A 13363-nucleotide genomic window follows, 5' to 3' on the forward strand; every position below is an offset into this window, starting at 1 on the left:
CGTATGAGTCTATTAGACACGATTAAAAACTTGTTCGGTTTTACCCCGAATGCGGCACTACAGGCAACCAGGTTATCGGTTCAGCCTCTTGAGTCAGCAGAAATAGCCAAACCCGTTTCACAAGGACCACCGCCTGCTGGTCAGCGACGGGACCAGTTGCTTCGCTTTATCGTCGATAAGTTGCGTCCGTACCAGAATGAGCCGGATAATGCGCCTGTTGGCATAATCTTATGCATCGTCTCTGCCAACCCCGAAGAAGACGAAATTAACCGGGTTGCCTTGTGGAGCAGCCAGCCCGGGAAGTTTCAACAGGAACTGGATCGGCAGCTAGTCGACAACTACATCAAGCTGGCCAAAAACTGGCGTTTCGACTACGCCTTTTACCCGGACACGCTGCCTGAAACGACTTACCGGGATAACTATCTGGGACTGATCGTGCAAGATGGCTCGACTATGTCGGAAACGCCCTTGCTGGCGCGGGTAGTGACCTTGAGCGGCCAGACAGAGCAAGCTGAATACCTACTGGACCCCGCCCGGAAAAACAGCTACTGCATCGGGCGGGGGCAGTCTACCCAAACGACATCGGGCCGGATTCGGACAAACGACATTGTTATTCTCAATGACGAGGACCCCGACTTCGACCCACAACGGGGGAAAGACAACGGAGCCGTTAGCCGGGCCCACGCCACTATCCGGTACGAGGCTACCCGGCGACAGTACTCGCTTCTGGTCGATGCTGGCGGGTTACCAGCCAGTGGCAACAAGACGAAAATCTTCCACCCGGACAACGGCATGGAACGAGCTGATATTGCCGGTATGGGCTATCCGCTTCAGCACGGCGACCAAATCGAGCTGGGGGGCGCGGTTGCGCTTCTGTTTGAATTGGTCCGATGAATGTCAGCGAAGTGCCCGTTTCTTCTGGTGTCATGATTTGGTGTCGGTTATAAGTAACCGACACCAAATCGTTGCCCTCCCATTAATTACCTAACTTACCGCACCAAAATCGACCATCCGTTTATGATGAAACGCATTTTATTACCCTTACTCATTGCCTCGATGATAAGTTGCAATTCGAAGAAAGACGAACAGACAACCACCTCAAATAAGGAATTTGCTACTGTTCTGGACGACTATTACGAGCAGCGATTAAAACTGTTTCCGGTGGAGGCTACCCAACAGGGAGACAACCGGTATAATGATCAGTTACCCAACGATATTTCGCAGGCGTTTCTGGACCAGACAAAGTCATTTTATACCAGCACGCTGGAAAAAGTGAATTCGTTCGATCGCGAAAAGCTATCCGATGAAGACAAGATTTCCTACGACATTCTCAAGCGCGAATTAGCCCTTCAACTGGAGCAGTATCCATTCCATCAGGAAGAAATTCCGTTCAACCAGTTCACCGGATTGACCCTGGCTTTTGGGCAGTTGGGCAGTGGTGAGGGATCGCAACCGTTCAAAACGGTTAAAGACTATGACGACTGGCTAAAACGCGTTTCCGCCTTTACCGTCTGGGGAGATACCGCCATTGCCGAATTTCGGAAAGGAATAACTACCGGACGAGTGCTGCCCAGGAGTCTGGTCGTAAAAATGATTCCGCAAATGACCGATCTGGTCGTGAGCGATCCAACGAAGAGTTTGTTTTACGGACCGATCAAAAAACTCCCTTCGACCTTCAGCGCTGCCGATAAAGACCGGCTGACCACGGCGTATAAGAAGGCCATCAGTGAGCAGATTGTGCCAACGTACCAGAAGCTGGGGACTTTCCTGAAGACCGAATACCTGCCAAAAGCCCGCACGACCTCCGGTATTGATGTGTTGCCACAGGGTCCGGAACTGTACCGGTATCTAGTCAAAACCTGGACGACTACCAACGATACGCCCGATCAGATCTACGCCATTGGCCTGAAGGAAGTGGCCCGGATTCGGACGGAGATGGAAAAGGTGAAAACGCAGGTTGGCTTCACCGGCACGCTCGACGAGTTTTTCGCGCACCTCAAAGCCGACAGAAAGTTTTACCCCTACAAACAGCCCAAAGACGTGCTGGACGCTTTTCAGACTATTCTGGCCAGAATCGAACCGAACCTGAAGAAGCTGTTCATCAGCACGCCCAAATCTGCGTTTGAGATCCGGCAGACCGAAAAATTCCGGGAAGCGTCGGCCAGTGCAGAGTACAATCAGGCCTCGGCGGATGGTAGTCGGCCCGGCATTTTCTACGTACCCATTCCGGATGCTACCCAGTTCAACGTCACGTCGGGCATGGAGTCGCTGTTTCTGCACGAAGCCATTCCGGGGCACCATTATCAGGTATCGCTGCAACAGGAAAACACCAGCTTGCCCAAGTTCCGGCGGTTTGCGTGGTACGGTGCTTATGGCGAAGGCTGGGCGCTTTACTGCGAGTCGCTGGGCAAGGAGCTGGGCATTTACACCGACCCCTATCAGTACATGGGTGCGCTGGGCGACGAAATGCACCGGGCCATTCGCCTTGTGGTTGATGTAGGTCTGCACACGAAGCACATGACCCGCGAGCAGGCCATCAAGTACATGATGGATAATGAACCCATTGCCGAACAGGGCGCCACGGCGGAGATCGAACGGTACATGGCCATTCCCGCACAGGCGCTGTCGTACAAAATCGGCGCGCTGAAAATTCGTAAACTACGCACCAAATACGAAAAGCAATTGGGCACTAAATTCAGTCTGGCGGCCTTTCACGAAGAATTTCTCAAAGATGGCTGTATGCCCCTCGATGTGCTGGAGCGAAAAATGGATGCCTGGGCCGAGCGGCAGAAGTAAGACTTAGCTACAGCGTTTTCTTGTAAGCACAAAGGCCACGGAGAGTTGTACTCTCCGTGGCCTTTGTGCTTACTCTCGTTACGAATCAGTACCCCTGGTTCTGCCCAAACGCAGCGGCATTGTTGTAGGTGTCAATTTCCGATTGCGGGACGGGGTACAACGTTCGGTAAGCAGGCATAGTGATGCCGGTTACTTTGATGGCATCGACCGCCGTTCCCGTGCGGATCAGATCGAACCAGCGATCGTTTTCCAGTGCCAGTTCCAGTCGGCGCTCGTTAATGACCGCCGTCCGGAAAGCCTCTTTGGTGGTGAGCTGCGCACTGGTATAGCTGGGTACACCCGCCCGCGCCCGGACCAGATTCAGCGTTTTGAAGGCGTCACCGTCGGCCTGATAGGCGACCTCGTTCAGGGCTTCGGCATACAGCAGCAGAACATCCGCAAAACGCAGCACCGGGAAGTCATTACCCACATCGTTGGTACCGGATAATTCGTCGTAAAACTTTCTCGGCACAGCGTTGATGCTGGTCGGTACAGGCACTTGCACCGTCAGGGGAAGCCGCTTGTCGGCGGGTAAATAGGCGGCCCGCAACGACGGTTCAATGTTGTCGCCAATGCTGGTGCCGTACCACGAGCCATGGCCTTCGCCCTGTAAGCCCCCTTTTCTGAACTTAACCGCAAACAGGATTTCCGCGTTGTTCTTATTGGCAACCGAGAATACATCGGCTACGTTGGACAACAATCGGAAGGTCGTTCCGTTCACGACATCTTTCAATACAGCCACGGCCAGATCGTATTTTTTCTCGGTCACGTACACCTTTCCGAGCAGACCCTTGGCAGCACCCGACGTAGCCCGGCCAATGTCAGTACCGGTGTATGTAGCCGGTAAACCCGCCGACGCATCGGTCAGGTCTTTTTCAATGGCTGCATAAATATCGGTGACTTCGTTTCGGACGTACGAACGGGCCTCCGTTGTGGTACCGGCCTTGAGTACGAGCGGCACTTTGCCCCACAACCGAACCAGGTTGAAGTACGACAGCGCTCGGATGAACTGCGCTTCTCCCTTGTAACGGGCTTTCAGCGTTGCATCCATCGTAACGCCGTCGATCTTGTCCAGGATCAGGTTGCAGCGATTGATGCCGGTATACAAACTACCCCAGGTATCGCGCAGAACGGAGTTCGTCGTTGGCTCGATGAACCGGTCGATGTTGTACCGAAGACCAGCGCCCGACGATGGGTCGTTGTCGAGTACATTGTCACTCCGCGTTTCGATGATCGTGTTGTAATCACCGCCATACTGGCTGGCATTTTGCAGAGCGTCGTACGCGCCGTTTACCGCGTTGCCGAAGTCGTTGGCTGTTTTGTAAAAATTATCGGCGTTGGGCTGGGACAATGGTTTCAGGTCCAGGAAATCCTTTTGGCAAGCCGACAGGCTAACCAGCAGGGCCACTACGAGCGTTATCTTTTTCATAGCTGTTTCTTAAAAGGATAGGTTGAGGCCGACCGATGTTGTGCGGGGCAATGGATAGGTTCCATAGTCTTCACCCGACGACAGGGCGCTGTCGGGGCGGCTGTTCACCTCGGGGTTGTAACCCAGGTACTTGGTAAACGTGAACGGATTCTGGGTTGTCACGTACAGACGAGCCCGGGTTAGCCGTATTTTTTGCAGAAGAGTGGTGGGCAATGCATAACCAAGCGTAATGGTCCGAATCCGAACGTACGACCCGCTTTCGATGTGCCAGGTCGAGATTTCTCCGTTCGAGCCCGAGGCCAGCCGGTTAGCGCGGTTCACCACGCCATTGCCCGGATTTTCGGGCGACTGCCAGCGGTCCAGCGCACCCCGGAAGAGGTTACCGTTGCCTTCCATGTTGTAGATGTAACGCCGGATCAGGTTCAGGATTTTATGCCCCTGAACGCCCTGAACGGATACGCCCAGATCGAAGCCCCGGTAAGCGAAGTTGTTGGTAAAGCCAAAGGTGAACTTCGGAAAATAACTTCCCGTCACGGCCCGGTCACTACTGAAATCAATTTTACCATCGCCGTTGTTATCCCTGAATTTGAAATCGCCGGGGCGGGTTGTTGTCGTATGCGGATACGCATCAATCTCAGCCTGATTCTTAAAAACGCCGTCGTTGATCATCGTATAGTATTCGCCGATGGGACGACCGATCTGGGTAATAAACTGCGCGCCAGCCACACCACCGGCCACAATGATCGGATCGCCGGAGGGCCCGAGGGCAATCACTTTATTCCGGTTACCGGCAATGTTCGCACTGGCCTCCCAACGCAAACGACCGAACGTCTGGCGGGTGCCCAATGTAAACTCAAGCCCTTGGTTATTCACCTTTCCGATGTTCTGCAACTCCGTACTGAAACCCGACGCCCGCGGAACAGGTACGTTCAGCAGCAGGTCTGACGTATTGGCGTTGTAATAATCGACGGTCAGGTTTAAGCGGTTGCGCAGGAAGCTAACATCGAAGCCAATATCGAACATGGCCGTTTTTTCCCATTTCAGCTTATCATTGGCCGAGTTGGTCGGTGCCAGCCCGCTCACGATGGCCTCGGAGCCGAGGATATAGTTCTGATAACCCAGCAAACTGACCGACCCGTAGTTTGGAATCTGGAAGTTCCCCGTCAGGCCGTAGCTGGCGCGTAGTTTCAGGTCGCTCAGCCAGGTGGCTGATTTTAAGAACGTTTCCTGGGATACATTCCAGCCCGCCGATACGGACGGGAAATACCCCCAGCGGTTGTCTCTACCAAAACGGGATGAACCGTCAGCCCGGACAGCCGCCGACAACAGGTACTTCCCATTGTAATCATACTGAACGCGACCTATATACGACAACAGTGACCACTCCTGAACGTCGGAACTCCCGGACGAAACCTGCCCAGCGTTGAGCGTCTGTACCAGATCATTAGGGAAGTTGGTTGCGGTCAATTCGTTGGCTACCCGACGGTCTTTCTGCGACGAAAACCCCGCCAGCGCCGAAACATTATGCACCCCAAAAGAGCGGTTGTAGTTCAGCGTGTTTTCGACGAGCCAGTTCACGAAGTTCTGCGCCCGCGAAAAACCCGTTGGTACCGAAGCCCCTTTCCGATCCCGAACTTCGAGGGTTGATGGCCGGTAGTAATCGCGCTGAAAACTATTGACATCGGCCCCCAGACTCAGCCGATACGACAAGCCCTTTGTAATCTCATACTGGGCATACGTATTACCCAAAATCCGCAGCTGACTTAGTTTATCGCTTACCTGATTGGCAATGGCAACCGGATTCAGGATCGACGTTGCGCCGTAACCCCAGCCGTTGTTGCCAAAATTGTAGGAACCATCCGCGTTATAAACAGGAAAGATGGGCGCCATTTGCAGCGCCAGTCCTATGACGCCCTCGCCCAGATACGGCCCTTCGGCTTTGATCAGGTCGTGGTACGAATAGGTTGGATTGAGGTTAACCCCCACCGTCAGTCGGCCGCTTTTGATGTCGACATTGGCTCGCGCGCTATATCGTTTGAAACCCGAATTGATGACTACACCCCGCTGGTCCAGGTAGTTACCCGATACGTAGAACTTGACATTTTCTTTGCCCCCCGACACCGAGATCGTATGGTTCTGAATCGGCGCGGAACGGAAAATAGCGTCCTGCCAGTCGGTATTGGTCAACCCCGGCTGACCGGATAGATAAGGAACAATTTCGGGCTGGATGAGCGTACTGGGTGCCCCCACGCCTTTACTTCTAATGTCGTTCGAATCGGTTGGTTTACCGGTTGGATTCCGGTCGATGTAGGCATTGTTTTTTGCCTCGTAGCTCAGCTGCGCATACTCATAGGCATTGAGCATATCGATCTTCTTGGATACCTGCTGGGTGCCGATGTAGGAATCGTAGCTCACAACGGTCTTCCCTTCTTTACCCCGTTTCGTCGTCAACAGCACAACGCCGTTGGAACCCCTCGACCCGTAAATGGCAGCCGCCGAAGCATCTTTCAAGACTTCGATGCTCTCAATGTCATCGGTATTGAGTGTACTGAGTACGTTGATGGGATTGTCCGGAAACTGCGTGCTGGTACCGCCCGTAGCAAATTTGGTATCGCGCGATAGGGGAATCCCATCCACCACATAAAGCGGGTCGTTCCCGGCGCTGATCGAGCCCGTTCCCCGTACCCGAACCGACAGGGCTGCCCCTGGTGCGCCGGACGTTTGGGTTACCTGTACCCCGGCAATCTTGGCGGCCAGCGCCTGATCAAAGCTGGCTACGGGCTGATTGGCTAGATCACGGGCTTTTACCGAACCAATGGCGGTGGTCACGTCGCGCCGGTTCTGTACGCCGTATCCAACCACGATTACTTCGCTGAGTGCATTATCGGAACTGGTTAGTTTGGCATCAACAATGCTCCGGCTCCCTACACTAATCTCCGTGGGCTGATAGCCAATGAACGAGAAAACGAGCACCTTACCCGTAGCGGGCAGAGAAATCCGGTATTTCCCATCAGCGTCGCTGGTTGCGCCAATGTTGGTTCCTTTGACCTGAATGGTGGTACCAGCCAACCCCTCTCCCGTAGCCGCATCGGTTACGGTCCCGGTAATACTCGACTGCGCATAACTTAGTTGAACGACCAGTAAGAAGAGGCCCGCCAGCCACCCTTTCAGGTGTCGGCTCCTGGCGTTGTCAGGTAATAAAATCATCATGTAGAATTAGTTAGTCATAAATAAATAGGGTGTCAATCTGATAATAGGCCGTGGGGATTTTCCAGCCGATTCATTCAGAGGTGCACAATAATATCTATAACCGCCTTATTTCCAGACAATTTTCTATTTTAATCGTAGTATAATTCTTTTATTCAATTTATTGACAAATAAATCATATGAAATTAACAGAGGGTTGGTGTTGCCGTGCCAGTGCGACAGAGAAGGTTCGACTTTTGACTAGCCCCTTAGTTGCCCGGCTCGGGAGGAAAGGTAAGCTCACCCGTTTCACCGGCTGGCCTAAACACAAACAGGTACAGGGCTTCTTCCTGTACTTCGCTTGGTACATCTGCCCGTTCGCCAGTATGAAGATAATCGAGCACCTCCTGCTGGCTGGCTAGCGTATACTGGTCAATATCATCGCTGCCCCCGGTCAACCTGGCCGTTTCATCTTCGGTCAGTTGTGCATTTGTCACAAGCAGGTTAACCACGCTAAAGTCCTTTAACCGAGCCATTACCTGTATGTATTCGCCCCCTTCTGTTCGTTGGGTACGTCGGCTATTCAGAATCGTGAAGGCGTTGCCCTCATTGCCCATATTTTGCAGCAGCCAGTTGTAAATCGTTTCCATAAAATGGTTTGTTGGTTGTGGTTGAAACCTGTATGGTGATCAGTTAGAGGTTGACTGTCGCAAACTGACGGATAAACAACACCGCGGTTTCCAGTTCCAGCTGGCTTTCCGGCTTAATCATAAACGCGCTCGCTCCCAGTGCCTTATACTGACGCTGCTCCTCTTCCGTAAATTGATCGGACAGCATAATAACGACCAGATTCTGACAGCACTCATGTTCCAGAATCCGACGTAACCAATGAGGCTCGTCGTTACTGGGTATCAGGCCATCCAGCAACAGCACAGCGGGGGGAGCAGTAGCCAGATCAGCCCGCTCAAAAAATGCATCTCCCGTGGCAAACCACTCTACCTGCAGGTGATTAGTCCAATTCTTGAACCCAAATTGCCAGTAGGCAAAATCATCCTCATCTTCGGTTAGCAACGCGACCCATTGCCGATTCGTACTCATAGTAATACGCGGCTTTACCTTGTTTTATGGTAAAGCGTCGACTGTTCATACTGTTTTGCCAACGGAATTGTTTTATCCGTTCACTTAATTTGAGTGGTCTTCGAAACCATACTCTACAACCAGCGACCGATAAACTGACCGAAAACATCTTTGTACTGATCGCTCACCGGAATCACCGTTGAACCGATCTGTACGGAATTTTTGGTGAATGCGCCGATGCGGTTCAGCGCAACAATAAACGATCGATGTACCCGCATAAACTGGCTGGCGGGCAGTTTCTCTTCCAGACTTTTTAAACTGGTTAAGGAGAGCAGTGGTTTATCAGGCTCGCTATGGCGATACACTTTCACGTAATCTTTCAACCCTTCGATGTACAAAATGTCGTTATGGGCGATACGAACCAGTTGGTACTCGACTTTCATAAACAAGTAATCATCAGCCGGTTCGGCAGGCGGTATCAGGAGCGGTGCCGCCGGAGCGGGTTCGGTTCGCTGCACCAGATCGAAATACTGACGCGCTTTGCTGGCGGCCCGCAGAAATTCCTCGTAATTGAACGGCTTTAGCAAGTAGTCGAGGGCATCGACCCGAAAACCATCGAGCGCAAACTGGTCGAACGCCGTGGTAAATACGATTCGGGTGATCGTTGCTCCCCGGTTGTTCCGCTCCAGAACCCGGGCCAGTTCCAGACCCGTCAGATCGGGCATTTGAATATCCAGAAAAATTACGTTCACGGGTGGCCCGGACAGCAATCCCTGCAATGCTTCAACGGCACTGCTGTACCGGCCAGCTAGTTGCAGAAAAGGCGTTTTTTCAATGAATGCACAAACCAGACCCAGGGCCAGCGGTTCGTCGTCAACGGCAATACAGGAAAGGATCATGGCAGGTCGAGGGTTAGTTGAACGCGGTATTCACCACCGGGGGTTTGCTCATCGATTTCCAGCGCATACTGATTGGGATAAAGCAGGTCGAGTCGTCGGCGCGTGTTGGTCAGACCGATGCCGTTGCCGGTTTCGAGCGAAGGCGTCTTGTCGGCAAACAACGTGTTTCGAACATCCATGACCAGCTGGTTTTGCCGTTGCTGAATGGTGATCTGGATCTGGCTTGGCTGCAGGGCGCTGACACCGTGTTTGAAGGCATTTTCGACAAATGGCAACAGGAGCATCGGCGCAATGGGGCGGTCGAGCAACGGAGCGGGTGAGTTGAGCGTAACGGTTACTTTATCGGTAAGCCGGAGTTGCATAAGCTGAATGTAATCGCCCACAAACGCCAGCTCTTTGCTCAGCATGGTCGTGCTGGTCTGGGTATCGTACAGCACGTAACGCATCATGCGCGAGAGCCGGTGCAGGGCTTCACGAGCCGTTTCAACGTCGAGCAGCGTCAATGCATAGATGTTGTTGAGCGTATTGAAGAAGAAGTGCGGGTTGATCTGCGCTTTCAGAAAAGACAGTTCCGATGCGGTTTTGGCCTGCTCCAGCGACAACCTAAGCGTAGCGTCCGTTTGCCATTTCTGCAGCAGCGTCAGGCTGGTGCTAATGCCCAGTACCAGTAGAATCGTGAACAGGTTAGGTATAATCCAGCCATATATCCGGGGGTCCCCTTTTCCGTCAGGATGAAAGGCCAGGTGCATCAGTGTGGGCAGGTTGAGCCAGGTTTCGATACCCCACAAGACAAGCAGGGTAAGCGCAATGACGCCAGCCAGCATTAGCAGATAGCGGCTCGTCTGGTCGAGCAGCAGGTACGGAACGAGCAGGTACGCGTTTGCGTAGAAGATCCCCACAATCAGGCAGAAGAAAAACCCCTGCCTCAGCCAGAATAAATCGGGTAGCCGAATGTCTGACCCGAATGACTGGGTAAAAAAAAGCAGGTAGCCGAGCAAACCCCAACCCAGCACGTGGCTCAGTAACGGGACGTATCGGCGAAAAAGCGGAGTAGCGGCCATAGTTGATGGAGAAGCTACAAGTTTACAGCAATTTCCAGACCCATTGTCGGCCAATCGCTGGTTGGCCAAAATTTACCGATGGGTAGCCCGTTCCAGCCGACAGATGCCCGCTTCTGATGACCCGCAGGCCTGTTACTGGTTCCATCGGTTAAAACCGGCTCTTTGTCGGCGTTTGCGCCCCAACGGTCTATTTCATTTTCAGGCGCGGCAGAATCGACGTTGCTTTGATCTATTATTCAGACATTCTTCGCTACCAATGAAACAATTCTTGCTTCTGCTTCTCACCCTCGGGCTATGGAGCGGCTTGACCGGAACCCCCACAACACAAGCACAATTTGGCCCTCCGGGTGGTGGCCCCGGTGGCCCTCCGGGCATGGGCGGTCAGGAAAACCGTCGTAAACAGGAGTTTACCGGTGTTGCCGAAGACGCTCCCAAAGGAAACGGCAAAATAGCGGGGCTGCTGGTCGATTCGACGTCGGGAAAACCCGTCGAATTCGCAACGATTGCTCTTATCAATGTCGCCACCAACAAGCCGATTGACGGCACTACCTCGGACGCTAAAGGGCAATTTCTGCTGAACAAACTGGCCCCCGGCGACTATCGGCTTCAGTACTCATTTATTGGCTATAAGACCCGTGACTCGAAAAAGATTACTGTAGCCAAAGGTACTGACCTTAATCTGGGTTCGATAAAACTCCCGGCCGACGTTCGAACGCTGGGCGAAGTGGTGGTAACGGGGCAGGCGGCTCTCATTGAGGAGAAAGTAGACCGGCTCGTCTTCAACGCCGATAAAGATATGACAGCCAAAGGGGGCGATGCATCTGATGTGCTGAAACGGGTACCGATGCTCTCGGTCGATCTGGATGGTAACGTGAGTTTGCGGGGTAGCCAGAACATACGGGTGCTGATCAACAACAAACCCTCCACCATTGTCGCGTCCAACGTAGCCGATGCCCTTAAGCAACTCCCGGCCGATATGATCAAAACGGTCGAGGTGATCACCAGCCCGTCGGCTAAATACGATGCCGAAGGGGCTGCGGGGATTATCAACATCGTGACCAAAAAGAACACCCTGCATGGCTTAACGCTGAATGTAGACGCGGGCGTAGGGTTACGGGCGTCTAACCTGGGCTTGAATGGTTCCTATCGGCAGGGCAAACTGGGCCTGACGCTGGGCGGTTTTGGCCGGGCCATGTACAATCGGGCCTCCTCAACGCTGGACCAAACTACGGTGGTGGGTGGACAGGATTTACGCACCAGCCAGACAAGTACGGCGTTCGACAAACCCGTATTTGGCCAGTACACGCTGGGTATCGACTACGATTTGGCTAAAGATCAATCCCTGTCGGCCAACGTTCGGTACGGTACCCGCAATTTCGTGCAGCAGCAGAATCAGCTAACCAACACCTACGCCAATGAATCGTTGCTGAGCATGACCAACCGGGACGTGGATCGGAGAGACTTGTCTAACTCGGTCGACATGAACCTGGACTATATTCGCACCTTCAAGCCTCAGCAGGAATGGTCGATTTCTACGCAGTACAGCCGCACCGGGTTGACCAATAACTTCTACGCCGATTTGCTGGGCCAAACGGGTGAATTGACGGGCCGTCAGCGAAACCTGAACAACAACACAAACCAGGAAATAACCTTCCAGACCGACTATCAAACGCCAATTCGGAAAAATCAATTACTGGAGTTTGGCGGCAAGGCCATTATGCGTCAGGTCGATAGCCGCTATCAGTACCAAATCGGCGGCAGTACGGGCGAACTGGTCTTCGACCCAACCAATCCGTCGGGTTCGCTCAAGTACAATCAAAACATTGGCGCGGGTTACATCTCGTATACGTACGTAACGCCCAGCAAGTATACCTTCAAGGTGGGTACACGGTACGAGCACACGGACATATCGGCAACGGCCGACGAGAATACACCCCTCAACATTCCCAGCTACAGCAACCTGGTTCCCAGCGTCAACGTATCGAAAAGTCTGAAAGGCGGTTCTACACTCAAAGCAGCTTACAACCGCCGGATTCAGCGGCCGGGTTTACAACAGCTCAATCCAAACGTGAATGCAGCCAACCCACAAATGATTATGGTGGGCAATCCGAATCTAAGCCCCGAACTGACGGACAACGTTGAACTGAGTGTAAGCTCCACCATCAAGAAAACATACCTGAACGCGTCTGTATTCGGGCGGCTGACGAACAACGCCATCTCACAAATCCGGATCCCCTCCGACACGCTGGCCGGGAGCATCATTACTACCTATCAAAACATTGGTGTACAGCGTACGGTAGGGGCCAACGTCTTTTTTAACACAAGTATCACGTCGAAATGGACGATCAATGGCGGGCTGGATGGTTACTACGTATACATGCAGGGCCTGACGCCCGATGCCGACGGAAAGTCGATTTCCATCCATAATTCCGGTGTAAGCATTGGCGGTCGCCTGATGAGCCAGTTACAACTTGACAATGGCTGGAGTGCACAGGTCTTCAGTTTCTTTCGCGGCCCCATGCCGCAGTTGCAGGGTACCATGGGCGGCTTTTATATGTACTCGGTGGGTGTCAGAAAAGACGTTGCCAACAAACGTGGTAGCATCGGCCTGGCGGCCGAGAATTTCATCGGCAACGGGGTAACGATGCGCACCACTCTGAACTCGCCCCTGCTTTCACAGGTAAACGTCAACCACCTGTACAACCAGAACGTAAAAGTGACCTTTACGTACCGCATTGGCAAGATGAGCTTTGATGCTCCCCGCCGGAAAGGTCGTTCGGTAAGTAACGACGACGTAAAAGGAGAAGGCGACGGCGGTGGCCAGCAGCAGGCAGCACCGGCCGCGGCCCCGGCAGCCAATCGTCCTAAGTAGATTA

The 13363-nt window shown here is 53.1% G+C and carries 10 protein-coding genes; 3 read left to right on the forward strand and 7 right to left on the reverse strand.

Going from position 1 to position 13363, the window contains the following annotated elements; translation table 11 throughout:
• Positions 1–3: 3 nt before the first annotated feature.
• Both ACYU87_RS11075 and ACYU87_RS11080 read left to right on the forward strand, forming a co-directional pair.
• Entirely contained in the window at positions 4–894 is an 891-nt protein-coding gene (locus tag ACYU87_RS11075) for an FHA domain-containing protein (RefSeq protein WP_461134128.1), read from the forward strand.
• A gap of 123 nt (positions 895–1017) precedes the next feature.
• Entirely contained in the window at positions 1018–2796 is a 1779-nt protein-coding gene (locus ACYU87_RS11080) for a DUF885 domain-containing protein (protein WP_461134129.1), read from the forward strand.
• Between the two features lie 85 nt (positions 2797–2881).
• Here ACYU87_RS11080 and ACYU87_RS11085 read toward each other — a convergent pair whose 3' ends face one another.
• The 7 genes from ACYU87_RS11085 to ACYU87_RS11115 form a co-directional block, all read right to left on the reverse strand.
• On the reverse strand, positions 2882–4264 hold the full coding sequence (locus ACYU87_RS11085; RefSeq protein ID WP_461134130.1) for a RagB/SusD family nutrient uptake outer membrane protein: 1383 nt from the start codon (positions 4262–4264) through the stop codon (positions 2882–2884).
• Positions 4265–4273: 9 nt separating this feature from the next.
• On the reverse strand, positions 4274–7474 hold the full coding sequence (locus ACYU87_RS11090; RefSeq protein WP_461134131.1) for a SusC/RagA family TonB-linked outer membrane protein: 3201 nt from the start codon (positions 7472–7474) through the stop codon (positions 4274–4276).
• A gap of 245 nt (positions 7475–7719) precedes the next feature.
• A complete protein-coding gene (locus ACYU87_RS11095; protein WP_461134132.1) occupies positions 7720–8100 on the reverse strand; it encodes a hypothetical protein in 381 nt (126 codons plus the stop codon).
• Between the two features lie 43 nt (positions 8101–8143).
• Entirely contained in the window at positions 8144–8548 is a 405-nt protein-coding gene (locus ACYU87_RS11100) for a hypothetical protein (protein WP_461134133.1), read from the reverse strand.
• Between the two features lie 113 nt (positions 8549–8661).
• Complete coding sequence (locus ACYU87_RS11105) at positions 8662–9426, reverse strand: LytR/AlgR family response regulator transcription factor (RefSeq protein ID WP_461134134.1); 765 nt, start codon at positions 9424–9426, stop codon at positions 8662–8664.
• A complete protein-coding gene (locus tag ACYU87_RS11110; RefSeq protein WP_461134135.1) occupies positions 9423–10487 on the reverse strand; it encodes a sensor histidine kinase in 1065 nt (354 codons plus the stop codon). Before ACYU87_RS11110 ends, ACYU87_RS11105 begins: the two co-directional genes overlap by 4 nt.
• Before the next feature lie 22 nt (positions 10488–10509).
• The gene (locus tag ACYU87_RS11115) at positions 10510–10632 is read right to left on the reverse strand and encodes a hypothetical protein (RefSeq protein WP_461134136.1); all 123 of its coding nucleotides are present in this window, start codon (positions 10630–10632) and stop codon (positions 10510–10512) included.
• A 111-nt stretch (positions 10633–10743) separates the two neighbouring features.
• Between ACYU87_RS11115 and ACYU87_RS11120 the strand changes: the two genes are divergently transcribed.
• Positions 10744–13359: a TonB-dependent receptor gene (locus ACYU87_RS11120; protein ID WP_461134137.1), complete on the forward strand. Its 2616-nt coding sequence runs from the start codon at positions 10744–10746 to the stop codon at positions 13357–13359.
• Positions 13360–13363 lie beyond the last annotated feature (4 nt).

The organism is Spirosoma lituiforme (assembly GCF_054776635.1).

What these genes read in the sequence shown, in the direction of transcription:
- ACYU87_RS11075 (WP_461134128.1), top strand. Translation starts at nt 4, where the DNA reads ATGAGTCTATTAGACACGATTAAAAACTTGTTCGGTTTTACCCCGAAT.
- ACYU87_RS11080 (WP_461134129.1), top strand. Translation starts at nt 1,018, where the DNA reads ATGATGAAACGCATTTTATTACCCTTACTCATTGCCTCGATGATAAGT.
- ACYU87_RS11085 (WP_461134130.1), bottom strand. Translation starts at nt 4,264, where the DNA reads ATGAAAAAGATAACGCTCGTAGTGGCCCTGCTGGTTAGCCTGTCGGCT.
- ACYU87_RS11090 (WP_461134131.1), bottom strand. Translation starts at nt 7,474, where the DNA reads ATGATGATTTTATTACCTGACAACGCCAGGAGCCGACACCTGAAAGGG.
- ACYU87_RS11095 (WP_461134132.1), bottom strand. Translation starts at nt 8,100, where the DNA reads ATGGAAACGATTTACAACTGGCTGCTGCAAAATATGGGCAATGAGGGC.
- ACYU87_RS11100 (WP_461134133.1), bottom strand. Translation starts at nt 8,548, where the DNA reads ATGAGTACGAATCGGCAATGGGTCGCGTTGCTAACCGAAGATGAGGAT.
- ACYU87_RS11105 (WP_461134134.1), bottom strand. Translation starts at nt 9,426, where the DNA reads ATGATCCTTTCCTGTATTGCCGTTGACGACGAACCGCTGGCCCTGGGT.
- ACYU87_RS11110 (WP_461134135.1), bottom strand. Translation starts at nt 10,487, where the DNA reads ATGGCCGCTACTCCGCTTTTTCGCCGATACGTCCCGTTACTGAGCCAC.
- ACYU87_RS11115 (WP_461134136.1), bottom strand. Translation starts at nt 10,632, where the DNA reads ATGGAACCAGTAACAGGCCTGCGGGTCATCAGAAGCGGGCATCTGTCG.
- ACYU87_RS11120 (WP_461134137.1), top strand. Translation starts at nt 10,744, where the DNA reads ATGAAACAATTCTTGCTTCTGCTTCTCACCCTCGGGCTATGGAGCGGC.